The organism is Colwellia echini (assembly GCF_002843355.2).
GTDB classification, from domain to species: domain Bacteria; phylum Pseudomonadota; class Gammaproteobacteria; order Enterobacterales; family Alteromonadaceae; genus Colwellia; species Colwellia echini.
In genome coordinates, this window is the sequence record NZ_PJAI02000001.1 from 344,069 (window position 1) to 366,989 (window position 22,921).

The 22,921-nt window shown below is 37.8% G+C and carries 13 protein-coding genes and 1 pseudogene; 9 read left to right on the top strand and 5 right to left on the bottom strand.

Annotated features, from left to right (window positions below; all coding sequences use genetic code 11):
* Positions 1-93: 93 nt before the first annotated feature.
* From CWS31_RS01375 to CWS31_RS17810, 3 genes and pseudogenes are all read left to right on the top strand, one after another.
* Complete coding sequence (locus CWS31_RS01375; protein WP_170252732.1) at positions 94-2,475, top strand: agarase; 2,382 nt, start codon at positions 94-96, stop codon at positions 2,473-2,475.
* 98 nt (positions 2,476-2,573) lie between these two features.
* Positions 2,574-4,142: an alpha-L-fucosidase gene (locus tag CWS31_RS01380; protein WP_246143265.1), complete on the top strand. Its 1,569-nt coding sequence runs from the start codon at positions 2,574-2,576 to the stop codon at positions 4,140-4,142.
* A gap of 171 nt (positions 4,143-4,313) precedes the next feature.
* Positions 4,314-4,582, top strand: a pseudogene (locus CWS31_RS17810) (DUF4277 domain-containing protein); the annotation flags it as partial.
* 12 nt (positions 4,583-4,594) lie between these two features.
* On the opposite strand, the gene CWS31_RS01390 reads toward CWS31_RS17810, so the two are convergent.
* Complete coding sequence (locus CWS31_RS01390; protein WP_148747650.1) at positions 4,595-5,881, bottom strand: ABC transporter substrate-binding protein; 1,287 nt, start codon at positions 5,879-5,881, stop codon at positions 4,595-4,597.
* A 311-nt stretch (positions 5,882-6,192) separates the two neighbouring features.
* Complete coding sequence (locus tag CWS31_RS01395; RefSeq protein WP_148747651.1) at positions 6,193-6,963, bottom strand: IclR family transcriptional regulator; 771 nt, start codon at positions 6,961-6,963, stop codon at positions 6,193-6,195.
* 514 nt (positions 6,964-7,477) lie between these two features.
* Between CWS31_RS01395 and CWS31_RS01400 the strand changes: the two genes are divergently transcribed.
* From CWS31_RS01400 to CWS31_RS01430, 6 genes are all read left to right on the top strand, one after another.
* A complete protein-coding gene (locus tag CWS31_RS01400) occupies positions 7,478-8,590 on the top strand; it encodes a mandelate racemase/muconate lactonizing enzyme family protein (RefSeq protein ID WP_148747652.1) in 1,113 nt (370 codons plus the stop codon).
* A gap of 12 nt (positions 8,591-8,602) precedes the next feature.
* Positions 8,603-9,625 carry a zinc-dependent alcohol dehydrogenase gene (locus CWS31_RS01405; RefSeq protein WP_148747653.1) on the top strand — a complete coding sequence of 341 codons (1,023 nt, stop codon included), beginning with the start codon at positions 8,603-8,605 and terminating at the stop codon, positions 9,623-9,625.
* A gap of 48 nt (positions 9,626-9,673) precedes the next feature.
* Positions 9,674-10,438, top strand: coding sequence for a 2,5-didehydro-3-deoxy-L-galactonate 5-reductase (locus tag CWS31_RS01410; protein ID WP_148747678.1), 765 nt, complete (start codon positions 9,674-9,676; stop codon positions 10,436-10,438).
* Positions 10,439-10,444: 6 nt separating this feature from the next.
* On the top strand, positions 10,445-11,908 hold the full coding sequence (aldA, locus tag CWS31_RS01415) for an aldehyde dehydrogenase (protein WP_148747654.1): 1,464 nt from the start codon (positions 10,445-10,447) through the stop codon (positions 11,906-11,908).
* A gap of 282 nt (positions 11,909-12,190) precedes the next feature.
* Positions 12,191-16,588, top strand: a complete 4,398-nt coding sequence (locus tag CWS31_RS01420; RefSeq protein WP_148747655.1) for an Ig-like domain-containing protein — start codon at positions 12,191-12,193, stop codon at positions 16,586-16,588.
* 622 nt (positions 16,589-17,210) lie between these two features.
* The gene (locus CWS31_RS01430) at positions 17,211-18,755 is read left to right on the top strand and encodes a sulfatase family protein (RefSeq protein ID WP_148747679.1); all 1,545 of its coding nucleotides are present in this window, start codon (positions 17,211-17,213) and stop codon (positions 18,753-18,755) included.
* Positions 18,756-19,001: 246 nt separating this feature from the next.
* On the opposite strand, the gene CWS31_RS01435 is transcribed toward CWS31_RS01430, so the two are convergent.
* The 3 genes from CWS31_RS01435 to CWS31_RS01445 form a co-directional block, all read right to left on the bottom strand.
* Positions 19,002-20,420, bottom strand: a complete 1,419-nt coding sequence (locus CWS31_RS01435; RefSeq protein ID WP_211355772.1) for a sulfatase — start codon at positions 20,418-20,420, stop codon at positions 19,002-19,004.
* Between the two features lie 74 nt (positions 20,421-20,494).
* Positions 20,495-21,964, bottom strand: a complete 1,470-nt coding sequence (locus CWS31_RS01440; protein ID WP_342780209.1) for a sulfatase family protein — start codon at positions 21,962-21,964, stop codon at positions 20,495-20,497.
* Between the two features lie 45 nt (positions 21,965-22,009).
* The gene (locus CWS31_RS01445; RefSeq protein ID WP_148747656.1) at positions 22,010-22,705 is read right to left on the bottom strand and encodes an SDR family NAD(P)-dependent oxidoreductase; all 696 of its coding nucleotides are present in this window, start codon (positions 22,703-22,705) and stop codon (positions 22,010-22,012) included.
* Positions 22,706-22,921: the final 216 nt, after the last annotated feature.

Genomic DNA, 22,921 nt, shown 5'->3' on the forward strand with positions numbered 1-22,921 from the left:
CTTTGTGTAATCTTAGGAGCATTATTATAGAACGATTAAAGTCACAATTATAAATAAAGATAATTATGATTTGTATTATAACAGGAGAGTAAAGTGAAGTTCCCAATCATCAGATCCAATAAAATAAAGTATTTAGTATGTATTTTATTATTGAATGGCTGTTTTCATGATGCAGACAATACACCAGCAGAGTTAAAGCAAGAGTATCAAACACCAGAATATGAAACGCTAGAAGTGCTGACTAACTTTGATGATATAGACTTAAAAGTCACGGCTGAGAATGCCAATTATCAAATTGTGAGAGATAACAATAACAAGGCGTTAGAGATATCGTTTTTAAATTCAGCAAGATACAGTGGAATACACTTCGATTTTGAATCTCCGCAAGATTGGACAAAATATCAAGAGTACCACGTTGCGCTTGATGTAGAAAATACAGGTAAAGACACCGTGACTTTATTCCTGTCGATAAACTCACAAGGTTCAGAATTACATCGTCATGTAGCTATCCCCGCGGGCGAAAAGCACACCTTGATTGCTCCAGTTGATGGTTTGTTCTGGAATATAGACACAGGCATGAGAGAAAATCCAAAGCCTTGGGATACGGATGAACTTATGTTTATCTTAATGTATGGCTATTACGATATGAAAAACGACAGTGTTACTCGTTTATCGCTAAATACCCGTACTAATATGACCAATACCCAGCTTCGAGTTGATAATATTGAGCTTAGAAAAAACCCCAAATACGATGAATCTTTTGTTTATCATTTAGTGGATGAATTTGGTCAGAATGCGAAAACCAATTTTCCGATTAAAGTTGACTCATTAGAAGCGTTTGAACAAGTGTCAGCGAAAGAACTTGCTCAATTAGAGAATGTTAAGCCATTAGCCGATCGTTCTAAATTTGGTGGTTGGAAGAATGGACCAAAACTAAAAGCAAGTGGTTACTTTAGAACCGAAAAAGTGGATGGCAAATGGTGGTTAGTTGACCCTGAAGGTTACTTATTCTTTTCAAATGGTGTTGCTAATGTTCGTTTAGCAAATATGTACACCACTACAGGTATGGATTTTACAGACGACTCCATTCGTTACCGAGACCCAGAAGAACTTACGCCAGAAGACTCTATAGGCAAAGTTGATATACCTGAAGCTATTGCTAAAACACGATATTTAGCCAGTGAACTTAGACATAACTTATTTGAATGGTTGCCAGAGCACAATGAGCCTTTAGGTAAACATTATAGTTATCGCCGTTCATTTCACAGTGGGCCTTTGCCTCATGGTGAAACGTTTAGTTTTTATCGCGCTAATTTAGAACGAAAATATGGTGCAACTGATTTTATTGAAAAGTGGCAAGAAAACACTTTAAATCGCATGTTGGATTGGGGCATGACATCAATGGGAAATTGGGTTGATCCTGCTTTTTATCCTAATCAAAAAGTACCTTATTTTGCTAATGGTTGGATTATTGGTGACTTTAAAGAAATTAAAACCGGTAATGAAATTTGGCATGCGATGCCTGATGCTTTTGATCCTGAGTTTGAGCGTCGTGCAAATTTAACAATAGAACAAGTAGCACGTGAAATTGAAGCATCACCTTGGTGTGTTGGAATATTTGTCGATAATGAAAAAACGTGGGGTTATAAAACAGGGCCTGTAGAGCACCGTTATTTTATACCTGTGGCCGCGATGGCGATGGATGCAGAGCACAGCCCTGCAAAAGCAGCATTTAGTGAGTATGTCATTAATAAATATAAAACAATTGAAGGAATCAATAAAGCGTGGGCAACCGATATATCGAGTATTCAATCGTTTAAAAAAGGCGTTAAATTTACAGAATATAACCAAGCACTTGAGACTGATCTTTCGGAAATGTTATTCATGCTTTCTAGTCGGTACTTTAGTGTAGTGCATACAGCAATTGAACGAGTTTTACCTAACCATTTATATATGGGCGTACGTATGGCAACTTGGGGGATGCCTGATGAAACCGTTAAAGCAGCAACCACTTATACCGACGTATTGAGTTTTAATGTTTATGATCAAGGCTTACAACCATTCGATTGGGAGTTTTTACGTCAAGTTGATCTACCCGCGTTAATTGGTGAATACCATTTTGGCGCAACCAGCGATACTGGTTTATTACACCCTGGTTTACAATATGCAAGTGATCAAGAAGACCGAGCAAAAAAATATCGTACCTATATGGACAGCGTGTCAGGACATGATAACTTCGTTGGTGCACATTGGTTCCAATATTTAGATTCGCCAATTTCTGGTCGAGCATTTGATGGCGAATCTTACAATGTTGGTTTTGTTAATGTGGCGGATATTCCTTACCCAGAAATGGTTAACATGGCTAAAGACTTTAATACCACTCTTTATCCAGAGCGATTTAATCGCCGGTTAAATGTACCTAGTACTCAACAAGCTAAAAAGGTTAATACCGAAATGCTACCTAATGCACATTAATTGGTAAAAGTAATAGCCTTAACCCTAAATATTGAAACAAAGCCTCTTTTCGTTGGGGCTTTTTCATACTTCTTCTTAATAAATTAAAAAGAGTAACGATGATGAAAACTACTATGCTAGCAACTCTGTTAATAAGTCTTCTTAGCGCATGCGATAGTCCAAATAATGACGCAATAGGAAAGGTTGCTTCTGAGAAAGAAAGAAAACAAAAATTAGCAGAAATTCGTCAGGTTGCAAATCAAGGACCTTATAAAGCTTCATTCGAATCTTTTAAACAATACGAAATACCAGAGTGGTATCAAGACGCAAAGTTTGGAATATTTATTCACTGGGGACCTTATTCAATTCCTGCATACAATGGCGAGTGGTACCCAAGAAAAATGTACCGTGATGAAAAGGGGAGTGATGAAAAGGCACATCATGCGAAAACTTGGGGGTCACAAACAGAGTTTGGTTACAAAGATTTCATCCCAATGTTCAAAGCTGAAAAGTTTGATGCTGACAAATGGTTAACTGTGATCAAAAACTCTGGTGCTAAATATATTGTTCCTGTGGCTGAGCACCACGATGGATTTTCAATGTATGACAACAGTTACACTCGCTGGGACTCGGTTGAAATGGGACCTAAACGCGATATAATTCAAGAACTGAAGAACGCATCTGAAAAAAATGATATTCATTTCGGCTTATCAAGTCATCGCGCAGAAAACTGGTGGTTCTTTGATGGCGGAAGAGAAATGCCTTCAGACGTACAAGATGATGCTTACCGAGATTTATATGGTCCAGCCGTAAACCGAGAGACTTCAGAACAAGGCGAAACACCCCCTTCGCAAGAGTTTATGGATGACTGGTTACTACGTACTGTAGAAATTGTTGATATGTATGAACCTGAACTTATTTGGTTTGACTGGTGGATGGCATCTGAGCCTTTCCATCAACATGTTAAAGAGTTTACCGGTTATTTCTACAACAAAGGTGTTAACTGGGATCGTATGCCAGCATTGAATTATAAAGAACATGCTGATATGCGCTCTTTCATTCCTGGATCAGCTGTTCTTGATATTGAACGTGGTGGTATGACTGACATTCATCCTCACTTCTGGCAAACAGATACTTCAGTTTCTAAAACATCTTGGGGCTACGTTACAAACCATGAATACCGTGATGCTAATTCATTGGTAGATGATATGATCGACATTGTCAGTAAGAATGGTTCTCTGTTGCTTAATATTGGCCCTAAACCCGACGGAACGATTCCTGACGAAGAGGTTAAACTCCTTGCAGAAATTGGTGGTTGGTTGAAACTCAATGGTGAAGCCATTTATAAAACACGTCCATGGATTATTTATGGCGAAGGTGAAACATTTGTACCAGACGGTAAAAACTCTAATGACGGTGAAAAAAATCGTAAAGACTTTAACAGCAGTGATGTTCGTTTCACTAAAAATGGCGATACTTTATATGCAACTTTCTTAGCTTGGCCCGGTAATAACAGTAAAGTCACCATTAAAGGTATTACACCAGAACGTTACTCAAACAAAATTGAGTCGGTCACTATGATTGGTGTAAAAGATGAATTAGCATTTAAGCAAACTGATGCAGGTTTAGTTGTAACACTACCCATTAAATCACCTTCAAAATATGCACAAGTATTAAAAATTAAATAAACTTAACCCGGAATGTAAATTTCCAACGTTATACTTTCACAACTAAAAAGTAGTTGTGAAAGTAGTTGTGGAATAGTAGCGGGGCAGATTAGTCACATACAAACCATCAAGTAAGCAACTACTAACATGAGCTTATTAATCTAATTAAAATCTTTGGGTGGTGGAAAAGCTATGGCATCGTATTCAACAAAAGGTCTTGATCATTTAGGTTTGATTCCCGGCATGAGCAAAGAGCTAGTATTGCCAAGTTAATTGATAAAGCACTTCCTGAGCAGGGTGATCGCAATACTTTAAAGAACAGCCCGTTGAGCGACTTATAGGTAAAGAGCAAGGCGGAGTATATAAATGACGATGCACTAGGACGCTGCCTTGATAAGTTTTATGACGCTGCTGTGTCAGGTATCTATCAAACTTTATCTGCAAGCGTTTTGAAGCACCTTAATGATATTTAATTACTTTACCTCCACTCCACCAAAAACGCTTAGTCTTAGCTCCTCTAATGTTTGCATGGTTTCATCAACCTTAAGGTGATCGATAAAGTTAACAAATATCTTAGGGGTTTTACTTGAAAAGCGTATATCTACTTCCCGATCAAAGTACTGAATACTGCCAGGTGAGTTTTGTATGATCTCAGTAGCGGATTTTACGAGCTCATTAGGTGGTAGGTTTGTTGTGATCATTGTGGGTAAATGTCTTATATTTGCTTGATGGTGCTTTTGAAAACCTTCTGAAGTCAAGAAGTTAAGTAGCGTGGTGATCTCTGGTGTTATTTCAGTGTAATGAGGTACCACAAATGTGCTGACAGGTACTACGGTGTAATTAGGAATTTCAGGTTTGATATTAACAAACTCCGTTATGCCAATGTCAGTATAATCGTTAAAAGGGATAGTTTGAGGTAAACCTTCTCCTAAAATCATCGCACTTTGACCTCTAATTATTGTCGGAAAAACATCCCAAGTAGAGTGATTAGCGTGATCATGGTTGAAGCAATTATTGTCCACCAACGATTTAAGGTGCTCAAGCGTTTCTTTTACTCGCACATCTAAGTAACTACTCTGTCCAGAGGCTAGTTGTTTGTAAAAATCTATTCCGTGTAAACGTAAAGTTAGATAATCAAACCAGCCATGAATAACCCATTCTGTTCCCTTCGTACCTAAAGCAAACATGGTTACCTTTTTTTCGTGTAAAATATTACAGGTATCAAGTAACTGCTGCCAAGTTTTTGGATGCTCTATTTTTAAGTTTTTAATCAATGACTTACGATAATAAAATGCAACGATTGCAGAGCTCTTGGGAATACCAAAAAATTTTTCATTAACCCGGACAGAATCTAAGTTCGCTTGAGGAAATAAGTTAAGATTTTTATTTGTTTTCCAAAAAGGGGTTAAGTCTTTAATTAAACCTTTTGATACATACTTTTTAACACGTGAACCACCTACCCATCCAATGACATCTGGCCCTTCTGAGCCATTGAGCCATTTATCAATATAGGTAGAATACCGTTCCATGCCATTAACAAAATAAAGGTCAATATCAATGTTAGGGTATTGTTTTTCAAAATTATCTAGACGTTTTTGAATTTCTTCTCGATGAATAACGCCATCACCATGTATGGCAATAGTTATTGAAGTATTTACAGGTTGTTCAACACTGTTTACCGCGCAGAGGAAAAATAGAGCAATAAGACAATATACTTGGCCAAGTAATTTAATCATGGAACGTAAGCTATTAATAAACATTCATTTTTCTCTTATCGAGTACATCAATTTTCATAACACTAAGTGTATGTTATAAGTTTACACTTTACTGAAAACTTCTCTATATTGAAAAATATAGATGCTTGGGGGGTCAAGATAAAACTTACGTGTCGTACAGGGGGTCTTCGAAGAAATTATAGCCGTTATCATTAAAGATGAAGGTTTCAGAGCGCCTGAGTAATCTCAATTCAAAGCGCTGTGATGTGATAAAGGTTGTTCTCTTATAAATTTCAAACAAGTGCTGCCTTTAAATTGAATAAGTTTTACCCCTGAAAGAGCAACAGACCCTAATGTTAGTTTCCCAACTGCTCACATATTTTTGTCGCTGTTGCTTTTAATGTTTTAATTAAATGTTTTTGGGTATCTTCATCAGCTAATGTTGAAGTAAGTAATGATACAGCTAATACCGCAATAACAGCACCATTTGGTTGCCCTATAATAACGGCACAATCGGTTAGCCCATCAGTTAATTGGCTTTTTCTTAAACAATGACCGTCAGATAAAATTTCTTGTAACTCACCCTCAAGTAAGGATTTATTTTTTTTGTTCATCTTAAGGTGGCTTTCATCACGCTCATAAATTAACTGTTTCACAGCTTCATTACTGTTCGCTAATAAAACGCGTCCAGTTGTCGTATCAACTGTTGGAAATACAGTACCTTCAGCAATTGAAAGTGAAATAGGAGCATGGCTTCTCGCATGTACAATGACCATGACTTTACTTTGATAAAGTATGCTTAAATACGATGCATAACCCGATTTTGCAGAAAAGTCTTCCATGATAGGGATGGCGGTTTGTCGCAGTTGGTCAATCGGAGAGATCTTTCTTGAAAGACTATAAAGCTTTAATGACACGCTGAACTTTCCAGAAACCTCATCTCGAATAAGATACCCTCGGTTTTCTAAACCAACTAACACCCGATAAATTTCATTTGGTGATCGTTCAATACCTTGTGCAATCTCGGTTTGTGATAACGGAACAGCTTTTGATGCTAGATATTCTAAAATATCTAAGCCTTTATCGAGAGCGGGTACCGCATATTTACTACTTTTTGGTGTAATCATTTTATTCCCATGAACATATTTTTCTTATCAACGGATATCATTGAAAAATGATAAAACGCTACCCGAATTTTAGATGAAATTGAATATTAAATACTATTTATTTTTCACCTAATCGTTAAATAACCTCAGCTCTGGATAAGAACTTGCTTTCTAGCAGCTATTTTTCCTTACTACAGCGTCAAATTAGATTGCAATAGCTCGCTATTGACGCACTAATTTCCCTTGTATTAAGAAAACACATCAAGCTAGAACGACAGAGGTTATAAAATTATTTCTATTCAATGTGTTAGCTAACCTCTTATCCAGAGTTGAGGTTAAATACCCTATAGTTTTTTTTACGTCTTATTTCTTACCCGTTTTTAAAATGTTAACAAGACGTTTATTGTTGACATATTACAGCATTAAAATGATTCATGATTGAATATATTATTAATACGTTGCTTTACAAATACCAATCTCTAGTGTAAATTGTTAACAATAAATAGTTTTAAATTATCTTTTATGGGTGTATTAAATGAATTCAACAGCTAATAAAATAATAGCGATAGACGTTGAGTACTATCAAGTACCACTTGCTGAAGTCCTATCTGATGCAAAACATGGAGACCACACTCATTTTGAGTTAATCGTATCAAGAATTACTTGTGCTGATGGCGTTAAAGGTGTTGGTTATACGTATACAGGTGGTAAAGGTGGTCGAGCAATCTATTCACTCTTAGTGGATGAACTGAAACCTTTTCTTATTGGTAAAGACGCTAATGAAATCGATGAGATATGGGACGAAATTGAGTGGCACTTACATTATGTAGGTCGTGGTGGCTTAGTAAGTTTTGCTACATCTGCGATCGATATTGCCTTGTGGGATATTCGCTGTAAACAACTTGGTTTACCACTTTGGAAAGTGGCTGGCGGAGCTGATAACAAGACTAATTGTTATGCCGGCGGTATAGATTTAAATTTCACCCAAGAAAAACTACTTACCAATATCCAAGGGTATTTGGATAAAGGCTTTAATGCAGTAAAAATTAAAGTAGGTAAAGAAGACTACCTAGAAGACGTTGCACGTGTTGCTGCAGTGAGAGAGCTAATCGGTGACGATATTACCTTTATGGTCGATGCTAACTATTCATTATCTGTTGATGAAGCGATTCGATTCTCTAATGCCATTGAACAATACAATATTACCTGGTTTGAAGAACCAACCATCCCGGATGATTACCTCGGTTTTGCTAAAATTGCTGACAATACGAAAATTCCTTTAGCAATGGGCGAAAATTTACATACACCACATGAATTTGGTTATGCCATTGCACAAGCTAAGTTGAGTTATTTACAGCCTGATGCGTCAAATATTGGTGGTATTACTGGGTTTTTGAGAGTTGCAAAAATGGCTAAGGAAAATAACTTACCGCTTTGTAGCCATGGTATGCATGAATTACATGTGTCTTTATTAGCTTCTCAGTCACATGCCGGTTATTTAGAAGTACATTCATTTCCAATCGATCAATACACAAAGCATCCTCTTCAGTTAGACGAAGATGGAAGAGCGATTGCTCCAGATGTAGTAGGAACCGGCGTTGATTTCGACGACGCGTTACTTGGTCAATATTTAATTAAAAATTCTTAAGAGGATAACACAATGGTTGCTGCACGTTATATAGGTAATAAAGGTTTTGATTTAGTGGCTGGCGAAGAACAAGCGCCTCAAGCCGGTGAAGTCCGTTTAAACGTAGGTTATGTTGGTATCTGTGGTACAGATATGCATATTTATCACGGTGTAATGGATCAACGTGTTTCTATCCCACAAACGATAGGTCACGAAATTTCAGGTGTTGTTGCTGAAATTGGTGCCGATGTTACGGGTTTTATCGTAGGTGAAAAAGTAGTTGTTCGTCCACTAGATTGGTGTGGCGAATGTCCTACTTGTAATGCAGGGCACACACATATTTGTCAAAACCTTAAGTTCATGGGTATTGATACTCCGGGTGCTTTCCAGTCAAGCTGGACAGTTAAAGCTCGTACTTTACATAAATTACCTGCTGGCGTTGATTTACAGCAAGGTGCATTAGTTGAGCCTTTATCAGTAGCTTGTCATGATGTTAGACGTTCACGTTTAGTTGCTGGCGAAAAGGTTGTGGTATTAGGTGGTGGTCCAATTGGTCAATTAGTTGCTGCGGTTGCCAAAAGTGTTGGTGCAGAAGTATTAGTGTCTGAGCCTAATGAAAGTCGTCGTGCATTTGCTGATGAATTAGGTGTTAAATCAGTTAACCCTATTGAACAAGATTTAGCGGCTTACGTTGACGAATGGACAGAAACTAAAGGTGCTGACGTAGTATTTGAAGTATCAGGCGTTAAACCAGCAATTGATGCAATGACTCAAATTGCCGGCCGTCGCGGTCGAATTGTTATGGTTGCTATTCATAGCACTAAACCTGAAATTGATTTATTCCAATTTTTCTGGAAAGAGCTAGAGTTATTAGGTGCTCGTGTATATGAAGCTGAAGACTTTGATTGGGCAATTGAATTAATTGCATCAGGTCAAATTGATCTTAAGCCATTTATTAGTTCAGTAAGCCCGTTAGCTGAAATTGGTACTGCATTTGCTAGTATGGATGGTAATCCTGAAGGCATGAAAGCACTGGTTTCATGTGGCGCAGAATAGTTTGATATTCAATTTGATATTAAAGACAAGGTTTTAACAATGAATAATATGTTTGAAAAATTTAGTTTAGAAGGCAAAGTAGCATTAGTTACTGGTTGTAAACGTGGAATTGGTAAAGGTATCGCATTAGGTTTAGCTGAAGCAGGTGCTGATATTATCGGTGTTTCTGCGAGTTTAGAGCTTGAAGGCTCTGACGTTGAGAAAGAAGTAAAAGCCCTAGGTAGAAACTTTAAAGCTTACCAATGTGATTTTAGCGATCGTGATGCGTTATATGCTTTTATTAAAGAAGTGAAAGCAGGTTATCCTAAAATTGATATTTTAGTGAATAATGCGGGTACTATTTTACGTGCGCCTGCTGCTGAACATGGCGATGATATTTGGGATAAAGTTATTGAAGTTAACTTGAATGCTCAATTTATTCTTAGTCGCGAAATTGGTAAAGAAATGGTTAACCGTGGCTCAGGTAAAGTGATCTTTACGGCTTCACTATTAACCTTCCAAGGTGGTATTACTGTACCTGGTTATGCTGCAAGTAAAGGCGCAATTGGTCAGTTAGTTATGGCACTGTCTAATGAATGGGCAGGCAAGGGCGTAAATGTTAACGCAATTGCACCAGGTTATATTGATACAGATAATACTGAAGCTTTACGTGCTGATGTTGAACGTAATGCTGCTATTTTAGGCCGTATTCCACAAGGTCGTTGGGGAAATCCTGAAGACTTTAAAGGGCCTGCAGTATTCTTAGCTTCAGAAGCTGCTGCTTATGTTAACGGCGCTATCTTATTAGTCGATGGCGGCTGGATGGGGAGATAATCCACAATGAACTTTCAAAACGAATCATTTAAAAACAATGTTAACTTTATCAATGGTGAATATATAGCTTCTGCTGCAGAAGGTATTATTGAAATCCTTAATCCAGCTACCGGCAAAGTTATTGGTAATATTCCAAAAGGCTGTGCTGAAGATGCAAATAATGCGCTTGCACTGGCTGATGTTGCTCAAAAATCATGGGCTAAATTGACTGCTCGTGCACGTCAAGATATTCTTCGCAATTTTGCTAATAAAATACGCGAAAATAAAGATATCCTTGCGCCTATGATTGTTGCAGAGCAAGGTAAATTACTTTCTGTTGCGCAAATGGAAGTTGATGTAACGGCTACATTTATTGATTATGCTTGTGACAATGCATTGACTATTGAAGGTGATATTCTTCCATCTGATAACGAAGATGAAAAAATATATATTCATAAAGTAGCGCGTGGTGTTGTTGTCGGTATTACCGCATGGAATTTCCCACTTGCGCTTGCCGGTCGTAAAATTGGTCCAGCATTAATTACCGGTAATACAATTGTATTAAAGCCTACACAAGAAACACCACTTGCCACAACTGAATTAGGCCGTATTGCTAATGAAGCTGGCATTCCTCCAGGTGTATTGAACGTTATTAATGGCTCTGGTTCTGTTGTTGGTCAAGCATTATGTGAAAGCCCAATTACTAAAATGATCACCATGACAGGCTCTACGGCTGCGGGTAAGCAGATTTATAAAACCAGTGCTGAATACATGACTCCGGTTATGCTTGAGCTTGGTGGTAAAGCGCCAATGGTTGTTATGGACGATGCTGACTTAGATCAAGCTGTTGATGCTGCTCTTTGGGGGCGTTTTGCTAACTGTGGTCAAGTATGTACCTGTGTTGAACGCTTATATGTACATGAAAATGTTTATGAAGCATTCATGGCTAAATTCGTACCAGCAGTTAAAGCCTTGAAAGTTGGCGACCCAATGGATCCTGAAACACAAATGGGGCCTAAATGTAACCAACGTGAAATTGAGAACATTGATCATATTGTTCAAGAAAGTATCAAGCAAGGTGCTACGGTAGCTACAGGGGCAAAATTAGCTGAAGTTGAAGGCTTTGAAGGCGGTTGTTGGTATGAACCAACGTTATTAGTTGATGTTGCACAAGACAATATTGCTGTTCACGAAGAAACGTTTGGACCAGTGTTGCCAATCATCAAAATAAATAGCATGGATCAAGCTATCGAATACTGTAACGACAGTATTTATGGTTTAAGTGCCTATATATTCTCAAAAAACTTTGCAGATATTAATAATGCTATTAATAACCTTGAAGTCGGTGAAGTATATGTTAACCGGGGTATGGGCGAGCAACACCAAGGTTTCCATAATGGTTGGAAACAAAGCGGTTTTGGTGGTGAAGACGGTAAGTTTGGTCTTGAGCAATATCTTGAGAAAAAGACAGTATATTTTAAAGAGAAATAACTAAGTTATTTAAATTGTAACCTCTTTTAGAAATACCTCATTTTTCTGAATATTAAACCGATAATGAATTCATTATCGGTTTTTTTTTTTTGAAATTTGAAACGTTAATTCATCTGGTATTACGTTTAGTTAATGGTTGTTCCATGTCTATTATACGCGCCCCTTGTAACCCAAATTTAATATTATTGATTTATTTTTATACATTTGTTACATTACTTAATTGTTAACAATCGTCAATTAATAATTATCAATAATAAATGACACCTTAAGGAACTCAATAACATGAATCCGAAAATACCCTTTGCGTTAAAAAATAATTTATTTAAAGTCTTGTTACTCACAACCGCTTCTACACTTACGGCTTGTGGCGGTAGTAATGATCCTCAACCTGAACAGCAAACACTAAATACTGGGGTGTTTATCGATGCCCCAATCTTAAACATTGATTATACAACTGAAACTCAATCAGGAAAAACTAACTCGAATGGTGAGTTCGTATATGTGGCAGGTGAAAAAATCACCTTTACCCTTGGCAATATAGTATTACCCACAGTAACGGCTAAAGCGATTATTACCCCTATTGATATTGCTTTAGAATCAAGTTCAGATGCTGACGTTCAGGCTACTATTATAATAAATATTGCCCGATTACTACAAACACTTGATGCTGATGGCAATCTAGAAAACGGCATTGATATTTCTCCTGATCTTGTAACGAACGCCAATGTAGATTTTTCTTTAACACAAGAAGGTTTTGAAGCGGCAATTCTTGCGGCAATTCCTAACGAAAAGCTAATTAACTCAGAAGAAGCTATTAACCATTTTAAAAGTGAATTAGATAAACTTGGGATTGATTCTTCTGTATTAGATAACTTTGTTATCGATAATAACACTGACGGTGGTAACACTGACGGTGGTAACACTGACGGTGGTAACACTGACGGTGGTAACACTGGCGGCGGTAACACTGGCGGCGGTAACACTGGCGGCGATAACACTGGCGGTGATAACACTGACGGCGATAACACTGGCGGCGGTAACACTGACGGCGGTAACACTGACGGCGGTAACACTGACGGCGATGCGTCTAATATTGTAGGTTCTTTACCAGCAACATTAAGTAATATAAGTGGCTTTACACAAGAAGTTAATATTACTGGCGCCTTAGAAAAATTAATAACTTTAGAGCTAGCGATAGAAAAAAACTACGCTAACTTAAGTCTATTTTCTGGCGATACATTATTAATTGATAGTATTGATGTACCGACTGCTGGCGACAATGTTTTAAACATATTAGTTGAGTTTCCTAAAGCAGGTAAACAAGATCTAAAGTTTGTCGGTCGAAGTTCTGAAATCAACTTAAAATCGGTAACTATTACCGAAGTATCAGAGCAACTTGTTCATTTTACGGATATATCAGAAGCCATAGGATTAATCACCGAGGATACCTATAAATATGGTGGTCCAGCTGTTGGTGACATAAATGATGATGGTTATTATGACTTCGTCTTACCAAATCATAACTATATTCCACCGTTATATGTTGAAAACAATGGTGACAATACAGTGACAGTTACAGAGTTATTTAGCGGTGCACAAGATTTTCACGGCGTATCATTAGCTGATTACGATAATGACCGTGACTTAGACATAATGGTAGCGCTAGGTGGTGCAAACGGCACTAGCCCAACCTCTTATGCTTTACTGAAAAATAATAACGGCACTTTTGAAAATGTTTCGGTTGCATCGGGTATTAATACTCCTGCACGAGGAAGAGCGCCAAGATGGGCTGATTTTGATTCCGATGGTGACTTAGATATTATGTTAGCTAACGCTATAACACCTAACAGTGATGGGCCAATTCAATTGTTTTATAGCAATGAAGGTGATGGCACATTTAAACCTGTGCGTGTAGCTGGTGTAGAAAGCCAAGGCGGAGAACGTTTATTAATTACTGACTTTAATGGCGATCAAAACGAAGACTTAGTTATGTATTCGCCGTTAACGTTGTGGCAAGGCAATGGTGATTTTACCTTTACTGATGTTACGGCTACCTATTTGCCTGAGACAGTACAAAACTCATGGGGCATCAATGCCATAACCGATGTAGATGTTAATAACGACGGAAAACTAGATTTATACTTAGCCTACGGTAAAACACATTATCAATTGTCTAATAAATCTATTGATTTTAATCCTACTATTGGTGAATTAAACATTCACGATAATGGTGAAACAGGTACAACGTTAATCGACTTTAAAGCCGAAGGCGAAATAACATTAACGGATTTAGGATTAACTTACCGCCAATGGGATGGTGATTATCCTATATTCTTAGGCTCAGCGAAAACTCGCCATGTTGTTAAAGCTGAAGGCTTTCAACCAAACCAATTACCAGTTGAAATGGCAAATGCCGATGACTCATTAACTATCAGCCAGACAGACGCTGCCGGTTGGCCAACAGAAAGAACCATTAATGGTTTATACATTGGCCATACTACAGATGGAAACTGGAAAGCTGAATGGGTACGTGACGGAGTTCTTTATTGGAATGTTTCATTCACATTAGACGGGTTAACTGACGTTACATATGACTGGACACCTAATAATCGTAATGGGCAAGATGTTCTACTTATTAACCAAGGTGATAAATTTGTTGATGCTAGCACTGAATGGAATTTACCAAAAGGTGGTGATCATTGGGGTGTTACCCACGGCGACTTTAACAATGATGGTTGGAATGATTTATTCGTATACCGTTATGGTTTCTTAAATGAGCATATTTCAGACTTATTGTTGCTTAATTCTGGTGATAATAGCTTTACTACAACACATATGCATGGCGCAATAAATATGACTGATAATGGCCATGGCGATATGGGTCAAGCGTTTGATTTTAACAAAGATGGCGCAGTTGACATGATCAACGGCAGTGAAGAAGGTGGTAAATGGTATTTGTGGGAGAATGACACTGTTAATGACAATAATTACTTATTAGTTGATGTCGGCTACAGCCCTTTAAATAATGTAGATGCCATGTCTGCTCAAATCATAGTTACCTTAGAATCTGGTGATGTTTATACAAAGCGTGTCTCTTCAGCAGGCGAAATTTTCTCTGCTGGTGTTATAGATACGGTTCACTTTGGTTTAGGTAAAGTAACTAACGTGTCTTCAGTAGAAGTAAAATGGCGAAACGGCGAATCTGTTATAATCACAGATGTCACAGCAAATGCTACGGTAACTACTGACGGAGTTGATAGCCCAACGCCAGTTGCTATGAGTATAGGAGAGGCAACCGTTAAATTACGTCCGTCTGAAGATTTAACTTTAATACCTACATTTACACCAATAAATGCTACTAATACTTTAACGTGGACTTCAAGCGATGACAGCATTGCAACTGTTGATGCACAAGGTTTAGTAGCCGGAATAGGCCTTGGAGACGTTACCATTACCGCTACTTCTACAGTAGATGATAGCGTTTCTGCACAAGTTGTAATCACAGTAGGTGACTACGATATTATGTATGCTACCGACGTGGTTATCTCTGGTGGTTCAGCAGCGTTTTATGTAGGCCAAGGTACGCAATTAACAGCGACTGTAACGCCTGTAAATGCAGATGATACAACCGTAACATGGACAAGTAGCGCAGAAAATGTGGCAACTGTTGACACTACAGGTAAGGTAACAGGTGTTGCAACAGGAGCAACTACCATTACCGCTTCAGCCCTAAGTAGCGCCAACGACGATATGGTTACAGACACGGTTAATATTTCAATTGAAGAGTTTTCCGATATATCTATTGCTTATGATGATGAAGGTAAATACACCGGACCAATTTACGCAGATGATTTGTTTGAAGTGACTGTTAATTATCATGCCGGCTCTGCACAGCTGGTTACAGATACAGGAATTAAATTCTACCTTCGAGAAATGAACTCAGCTTGGGGTGTTGTTCATGATATTGTTTTAGACGACATATCAGTAGCATCTACAGAGTCAGGTAGTGCTTCAGTAATATTTGATTTAAGTGATGTAAAATTAACGGCAGAGTTAGATGAAGGTAATTTCTACTTCTTATTTGCTAAAATTACAAATGTTAAAGGCGAGGCTGCAGATAAAGGCCTTTGGCCACTAAACATTATTGCTAGCTCTACTCCTGTAGAGACGGATTGTGCGACTAACCTACTAGGTTGTGGTAGTGCAAATGCCGAAGGTGGCTCTATTGGTGATTGGTATGCTTACACGGTAGATGACTATGCAACTGACTTGTCAAATTTAATTACGTTCAGCGATGAACAAGCTAAAGATAGTAGTAATAGTATTAAGTTTGCTTATACAAACAGTGCTCAACAAAACTTTATTTTAAAAGATGTTGAATTTGAGGTGACTACTGAAGGTCAGTATAAATTTGATTCTGACGTATACGGCGCTAATTTGTCTTCAGGTACAGATTTCGCTATAGAAGCTTCAATCCGCCCTGCGGAGACCCCAGCTAATTCAGATCTTTATAAATTTTGGCAGAGAAATGTTGGTGGTGCATGGCAAACAATAAGCACAACTCATACATTACCTGTAGGTAAATATATTGTTGGTTATAAAGTATTTCGACCTGGTTTTTCAAACACATTAGAGCTAGATGTATACGTTGATAACCTAACTGTTACTAAACTACCGTAAATTGCAGTTAGGCGTAGTATAAGATTACTTACTGAGTAATAAGCTATCATTGTAATATGATTAAATACCGCTTCATTTGAAGCGGGGCTTTTTTGTTTGCCCAGCGAAGCTGGCAAACCCGATAGGCTGAAAGATGCCTTATCACCCCGACTAAGGGCAATACAGCTGAGGTTGTGGAAGAAGCCATCAAGGCTTCATCGACGATTAAAGCAGTTAGGGAAAAAGCCACCACTTAAGTTCATAAAGATGAACTCGTGGCGTAACTCACTAAGCCCTTTATCTTGTGTAGCGATGCCAAACCAATGGTTTGAGGAGCTTGGTTTATATCCAATAGAAAAAGTGAATACGGGATGGCTTGCTTTATCAGCGTTTAGGAAATAAGTTGATAAAATGTGGAGGGTACAGGAGCCGTATACGAGGTCCGTACGGCTCTGTGAGAGGGATGAGGCATAAGCCTCACCCTTCTCAATATTTTTGAAATTTGAAACGTTAATTCATTTGGTAAAGAGTATAGCTATTAGGTTTATCTAAGGAAGTTAATAACATGAATTTTAATAAATTTGATTTAAGCTATTTTAATATTTCAAAAAAAGCCTCACAACTCTTATTAATAACAGCAATAATGGCTTGCCAACCGCAACAGAAAACACAAGATTTTGTACAAAATAGTAGTGATGTTAAAGCTGTCAACAAAACCAAATCTAATGTAACTAAACCCAATATAGTTATCTTTTATGTAGATGACTTAGGCTATGGCGATGTTGGCGCTTACGGTGCTAAAGGCGTTGAAACACCTAATATTGATGCACTGGCAGCCAATGGTATTAAGTTCACTGATGCTCATAGCTCTGCTGCTACTTGTACACCGTCACGTTACTCACTGCTTACGGGTGAATACGCTTTTCGTAATAAAGCCTCAGTATTACAAGGTGACGCTGCACTTATTATTTCTCCTGAACAGCCTACACTAGCAAGTCTTGTTAAAAAAGCAGGCTACAAAACCGCCGTTGTTGGTAAATGGCACTTGGGTTTAGGTGATGGAACACCTATTGACTGGAATGGTGAAGTAAAGCCAGGTCCCTTAGAAATTGGTTTTGATTACAGCTTTTTATTACCTGCAACAGGTGATCGAGTTCCTGCAGTTTATTTGGAAGATTATCATGTGGTAAATGTTGATAACTCCGATCCGTTATCAGTTAGCTATGAGGAAAAAATTGGTTCACGTCCAACGGGTTATGAAAATCCTGAGCTATTAAAACAATTAGCCGACAATCAGCATAACAAATCAATTATTAATGGTATAAGTCGTATCGGTTGGATGAAAGGTGGTAAAGCAGCAGAATGGAAAGATGAAGACTTTTATCAAGTATTCACTAATAAAGCGAACAACTTTATAAGTGAAAATAAAGAAGTTCCCTTTTTCTTGTTTTTCCCTTTTCATGATATTCATGTTCCACGATTGCCAAACGTAAAGTTTCAAGGAAAAAGCACTATGGGTGTTCGAGGTGATGCTATTGCACAAATGGATTGGATCACTGGTGCTGTTGTAGACCACTTAGAAAGTCAGGGCCTATTGGATAATACACTGATCTTATTCACCAGCGATAATGGTCCTGTACTTAATGATGGTTATGGCGATCAAGCGGAAGAATTACTTGGCGATCATCAACCTGGAGGCATTTATCGTGGTGGAAAATACAGCGCATTCGAAGCGGGCACACGTGTACCTACAATAATCCACTACCCAAATAAAGTTAGCCCAGGTGTTAATGATGAACTGATGAGCCAAATTGATATTTATGCTTCTGTTGCGGCAATTTTAGATATTCCTTTAGCAAGTAATGAAGCTATCGATAGTGAAAATTATGCTGATACATGGCTGAATCATCAAGCAAAAGGCAGAAGCGAGTTGATAGAAGAAGCTTATACGTTATCACTTCGATCAAATATAGGTTCGAAGCAATGGAAATACATATCGCCAACTGAAAACTTAAACGACTGGGTTATGTCATTAAAAAATATAGAACCGGGGTTGTCTAAAACAGCTCAGCTTTATAATTTAGCTATCGACCCAGAAGAGCAACATAATGTTGCGCAACAAAACAGTGATACAGTAAAAGCGTTAGAACAGCGTCTTAACGCGATTGTAAGCCGTACATCAAGATAGTGATTACCTAATATTACTAAGTTCTTGCTCAATCGATCGCCTTGTCCTAATTTATTTTTATAAGGACGCTACAAGGATGTAGCTTATTAGAGAATGCAGGCGCTTATTCTCCTGAATGACCATTTTCTTCAATCAATGCCTTGCCTCTAAGCCTTTAATTCTCGCTGAGTGGGAAAGAACTTAATCAGACAGGTATTAGGTAATACAAGAACATATTACTTCCTAAATTAGGATAATAAGTTTACGTTACATAACATTTATAGCCGCTGGGCGGTATGCATCCATACGTTCCATTGCCTTACCTTCATACTCTCGTTTTAATTGCCATAGAGGCCGTTCTAGCGTTAATTCCCATTCAAAAATCTTCTTGTATAGCTCACGAACTTTCTCAGGATATTTATGAGCTAAATTGTTTAATTCACTTTCATCCAATTTAATATTATAAAGTTCTGCAGGGCGATCTGGATAACGTAATAATTTCCAATCTCCATCTCGTACTGCTGCGCGAACTTCTTTTTTCCAAAAGAGTGTTGGGTGAGGGACTTCTGTTGTTTGATTATTTAAATAAGGCAGTAAATTTACGCCATCTAGATCGTCTTCGGTGGAAATTTTTCCGCCTGCCGCAGTGACAAATGTAGGCAATAAATCCAGTGTACTAATAGGATGAGAATAGGACGAATCACCTTTAATTTTAGTTGGCCAACGGATAATGAAAGGTACTCTAATACCTCCTTCTAGATGATTTGCTTTGGTTCCGCTCAAAGGGAAATTTACAGACGCATTAGTATCTGATGGCCCGCCATTATCATTGGTATACACGACAATGGTATTTTCATCCAAGCCTAATTGAGTTAATTTTTTAAGGATTTTTCCTACCGCGCGATCAAGTGCGATGGTCATGGCAGCAAGCTCTTTTCGCTTTCCGCTAAGCCCTTTTATTTTTGCTAAATCATCTGGGTGTGCTTCCATTGGGGTATGGACGGCATTAAAAGAAACAAAAGCAAAAAATGGCGTGTCTTTGTTTCGTTCTATAAATTGATTTGCCTCTTCAGCCAAAAAGTCAGTCATGTATTGTTTGGGCTCTCGGTAATCACCAAAACCGTATTCTAGTTTTTCATTTTGTGGGACTTGCGGTAATTTTTTATCATCATATTCAAAATAGCTACGAGAACCTGTACGAAAGCCAATAAACTCATCAAAACCACGTTTTAACGGGTGATATCGTTCGGCGTCACCTAAATGCCATTTACCAAAAATTGCGGTTCTGTAGCCAAGAGCTTTTAATCTATCTGCAAGAGTTATTTGATTAAGAGGTAACCCCATATCATCATAATCAAGTCCTGATTTACTCATGTAACCAGGTACATTGTTTTCTTCAAAACCAAATTTTTGTTGGTATTTTCCCGTTATTAAACCCGCACGAGAAGGTCCACAAACAGCTGCCGTAACATAAGCTTGCGAGAACCGAACTCCTTGGGAAGCGAGGTTGTCAATATTAGGCGTTAGGAAGTTATTGTTATTAACTGCTTTTTGAAAACTAAAATCGCTATAACCAGCATCATCAGAAAACAATAATACAATGTTAGGTTTTTGAGGTTCTGCCCTAACTGATAACGACAGAATACTTAACAAGGCAGTTAACATCGTTTGCTTTACTTTATTCATAAAAAATCACTCACAAAAAATAAATTTGGGTACTTATCCAGTTTATGTACGATTTAAGTACCTTTTTTAACAGTCTACTTAATTACATAAGTTTTCTGCTCAGCCGCCGCTTTAAGCTGTTGTTGATATAAGTCATCAAAAAACTTCTTCTTAGCCTGGTCATATTCATATTTTTGTAAGTGTATGTTGTTAATGTTTTTTGCATTCCACTCGTTCCACAATTTTGCTAAGTGAGCCTGCTTTTCTGGGTATTGATCTACAATATTATTACGTTCAGTAGGATCTGTTTTCATATCAAAAAAACTTCTTCCAACATTAGGCAATGGTTGACTTAAGTATTTTGAATCGACTGTACGAACAGCCCAGATGTTATCCGCTTCTTCTAATCGCCAGAATAAGGCTTGGTGAGGAGAGCCTTGTTTTTCACCGCTCGCATATGGAATGAGGTTAACCCCTTCAAGTTTTCCATCAGAAGCATCTGCGCCTGCAAGGGCAACTGATGTTGCAGCAATATCGAGTGAAGAAACTAAGCCATCAAATGTTGAGCCTTTAGGTATCTTTTTCGGCCAATGAGCAATAAAGGGGACATGCACACCGCCTTCTAATAAGGCAACTTTGCCACGTCGAAATGGCGAGTTGTCTGCCCAATTAAAATCAGGTAACCATGCTTCTGGATAAACACCACCGTTATCAGATAGGAAAAAAATCAAGGTATTGTCTAATTTATTTTCTTTTTCTAGTGCATTAACAACCCTACCAATGCCTTCATCCATGGCATCTACCATGGCTGCATATATTCGACGTTCTCTGTTTTCAATATGTGAATATTTATCAATAAATTCCTGTGGTGCTTGTAAAGGAGCATGAGGTGCGTTGTAAGCCAGGTACATTAAAAAAGGTGTATCACCGCTATTATTAATATATCGTGCAGCGTCATTACTTAATGCGGTTGTTAGGTATTCATCAAACTCTGCTACGCCAGTGTTTCTCATTATTGGCAGAGAATAACCGTCACCACCAACTTCTACTTCTCCTGGCATATAATTATGGCCACCGTCTAAAAAGCCATAAAAGTAATCAAAACCACGATTGTTTGCTTGAAAATGAGGGGCGCCACCTAAGTGCCATTTACCAAACGCTGCAGTTTTATAACCTACTTTCTGTAAACGTTTTGCAAAGGTTATTTCATCAAGGGGTAAGCCCATATGAGGGTCATCTGGAAGGTAAGACACATTATTTTCCATACCAAATCTTGCTTGTGATCTACCTGTTATTAACCCTGCACGTGAAGGGCCACAATAGGGGTGAGTAACGTAACCATTGGTGAATTTGATACCATTATTGGCTAATTCATCAATATTTGGGGTTTGGATTTGTGTAGCACCTGTAAAACCGACATCGTTATAGCCAAGATCATCAGCTAAAATTACGATAATATTTGGTCGGTTATCTGTTGTATTAACTTTTGCTATATCTTTAGCGTGAACTTGGCTATGAGCCATACTTAACAGTAAAGCTAACATTATAAAGTTACGAATATTCATATATAAACCCTGTTTTAAAATTTTAAATTATGCAATAGAGCGCTATTACCATGAAAGGGAATTGCCTAGCTCATCAAAAAAACCGCCACTTTGCGAAATGGTTAATTCTTCAATAGTGTTGGTGATATCAGTTACAGCTTGACTAACACTTGTTGGCGCCTCATCCCCACCCATCGATGTTTTTACCCAGCCGGGGCTAATTGAGCAAACTGTTATTTGGCGTTCGGCTAGCTTTACGGCTAAACGTAGACTCAGCATGTTCACCGCTACTTTACTCATACTATAACTTTCAAAGTCTTCTAAAGGTCCTATATGTTCATGCAATGAGGCAAGCCCTGAAGTTAATTGAATTACTTTTGCATTATTACTAAGTAGTGGTGATATTGTTTGTGTAAGTAGAGCAGGAGCTATGGCATTAATGGTGAAACTTTTTATAAATGCTTGCTGAGTCCAATGGCCAAATTTTTCATGTTCAGCGACACCAGCATTATTGAGTACCAAATCAACAGAGGAAGTGATCTTTGCTACTTTACTATATGAGTTATTAATAGACTCTTCACTTAAAAGATCAATGTCAATATGATGGAAATGAGCCTTTTGTTTATCCGTTATTATATTTGATATTTCTATATCTGGCTTGACTCTAGATAAAGCAATAACCTGCCAACCAGCAGACAAATAATGCTTACAAAACCCTAACCCTAAGCCTCTGTTTGCGCCTGTAATTACGACAGTTTTCATTATATTCCTATTTTTATCTTGGTGTATTTTTAAGTGGTATGTTTTTTTGAATGTATTATTTATATATGTATACTGCGTTTTATAATGTTAATTGTCAACAATTCAAAGAAGAGGAGAGGGAGGGAATTAATTTTAATTGGTATAGTGAATTTTTTAACTACGATGGATAACAAAATAAAAGTAGCTTCAATAAATTAGAGGCTACTTTTATTTTGG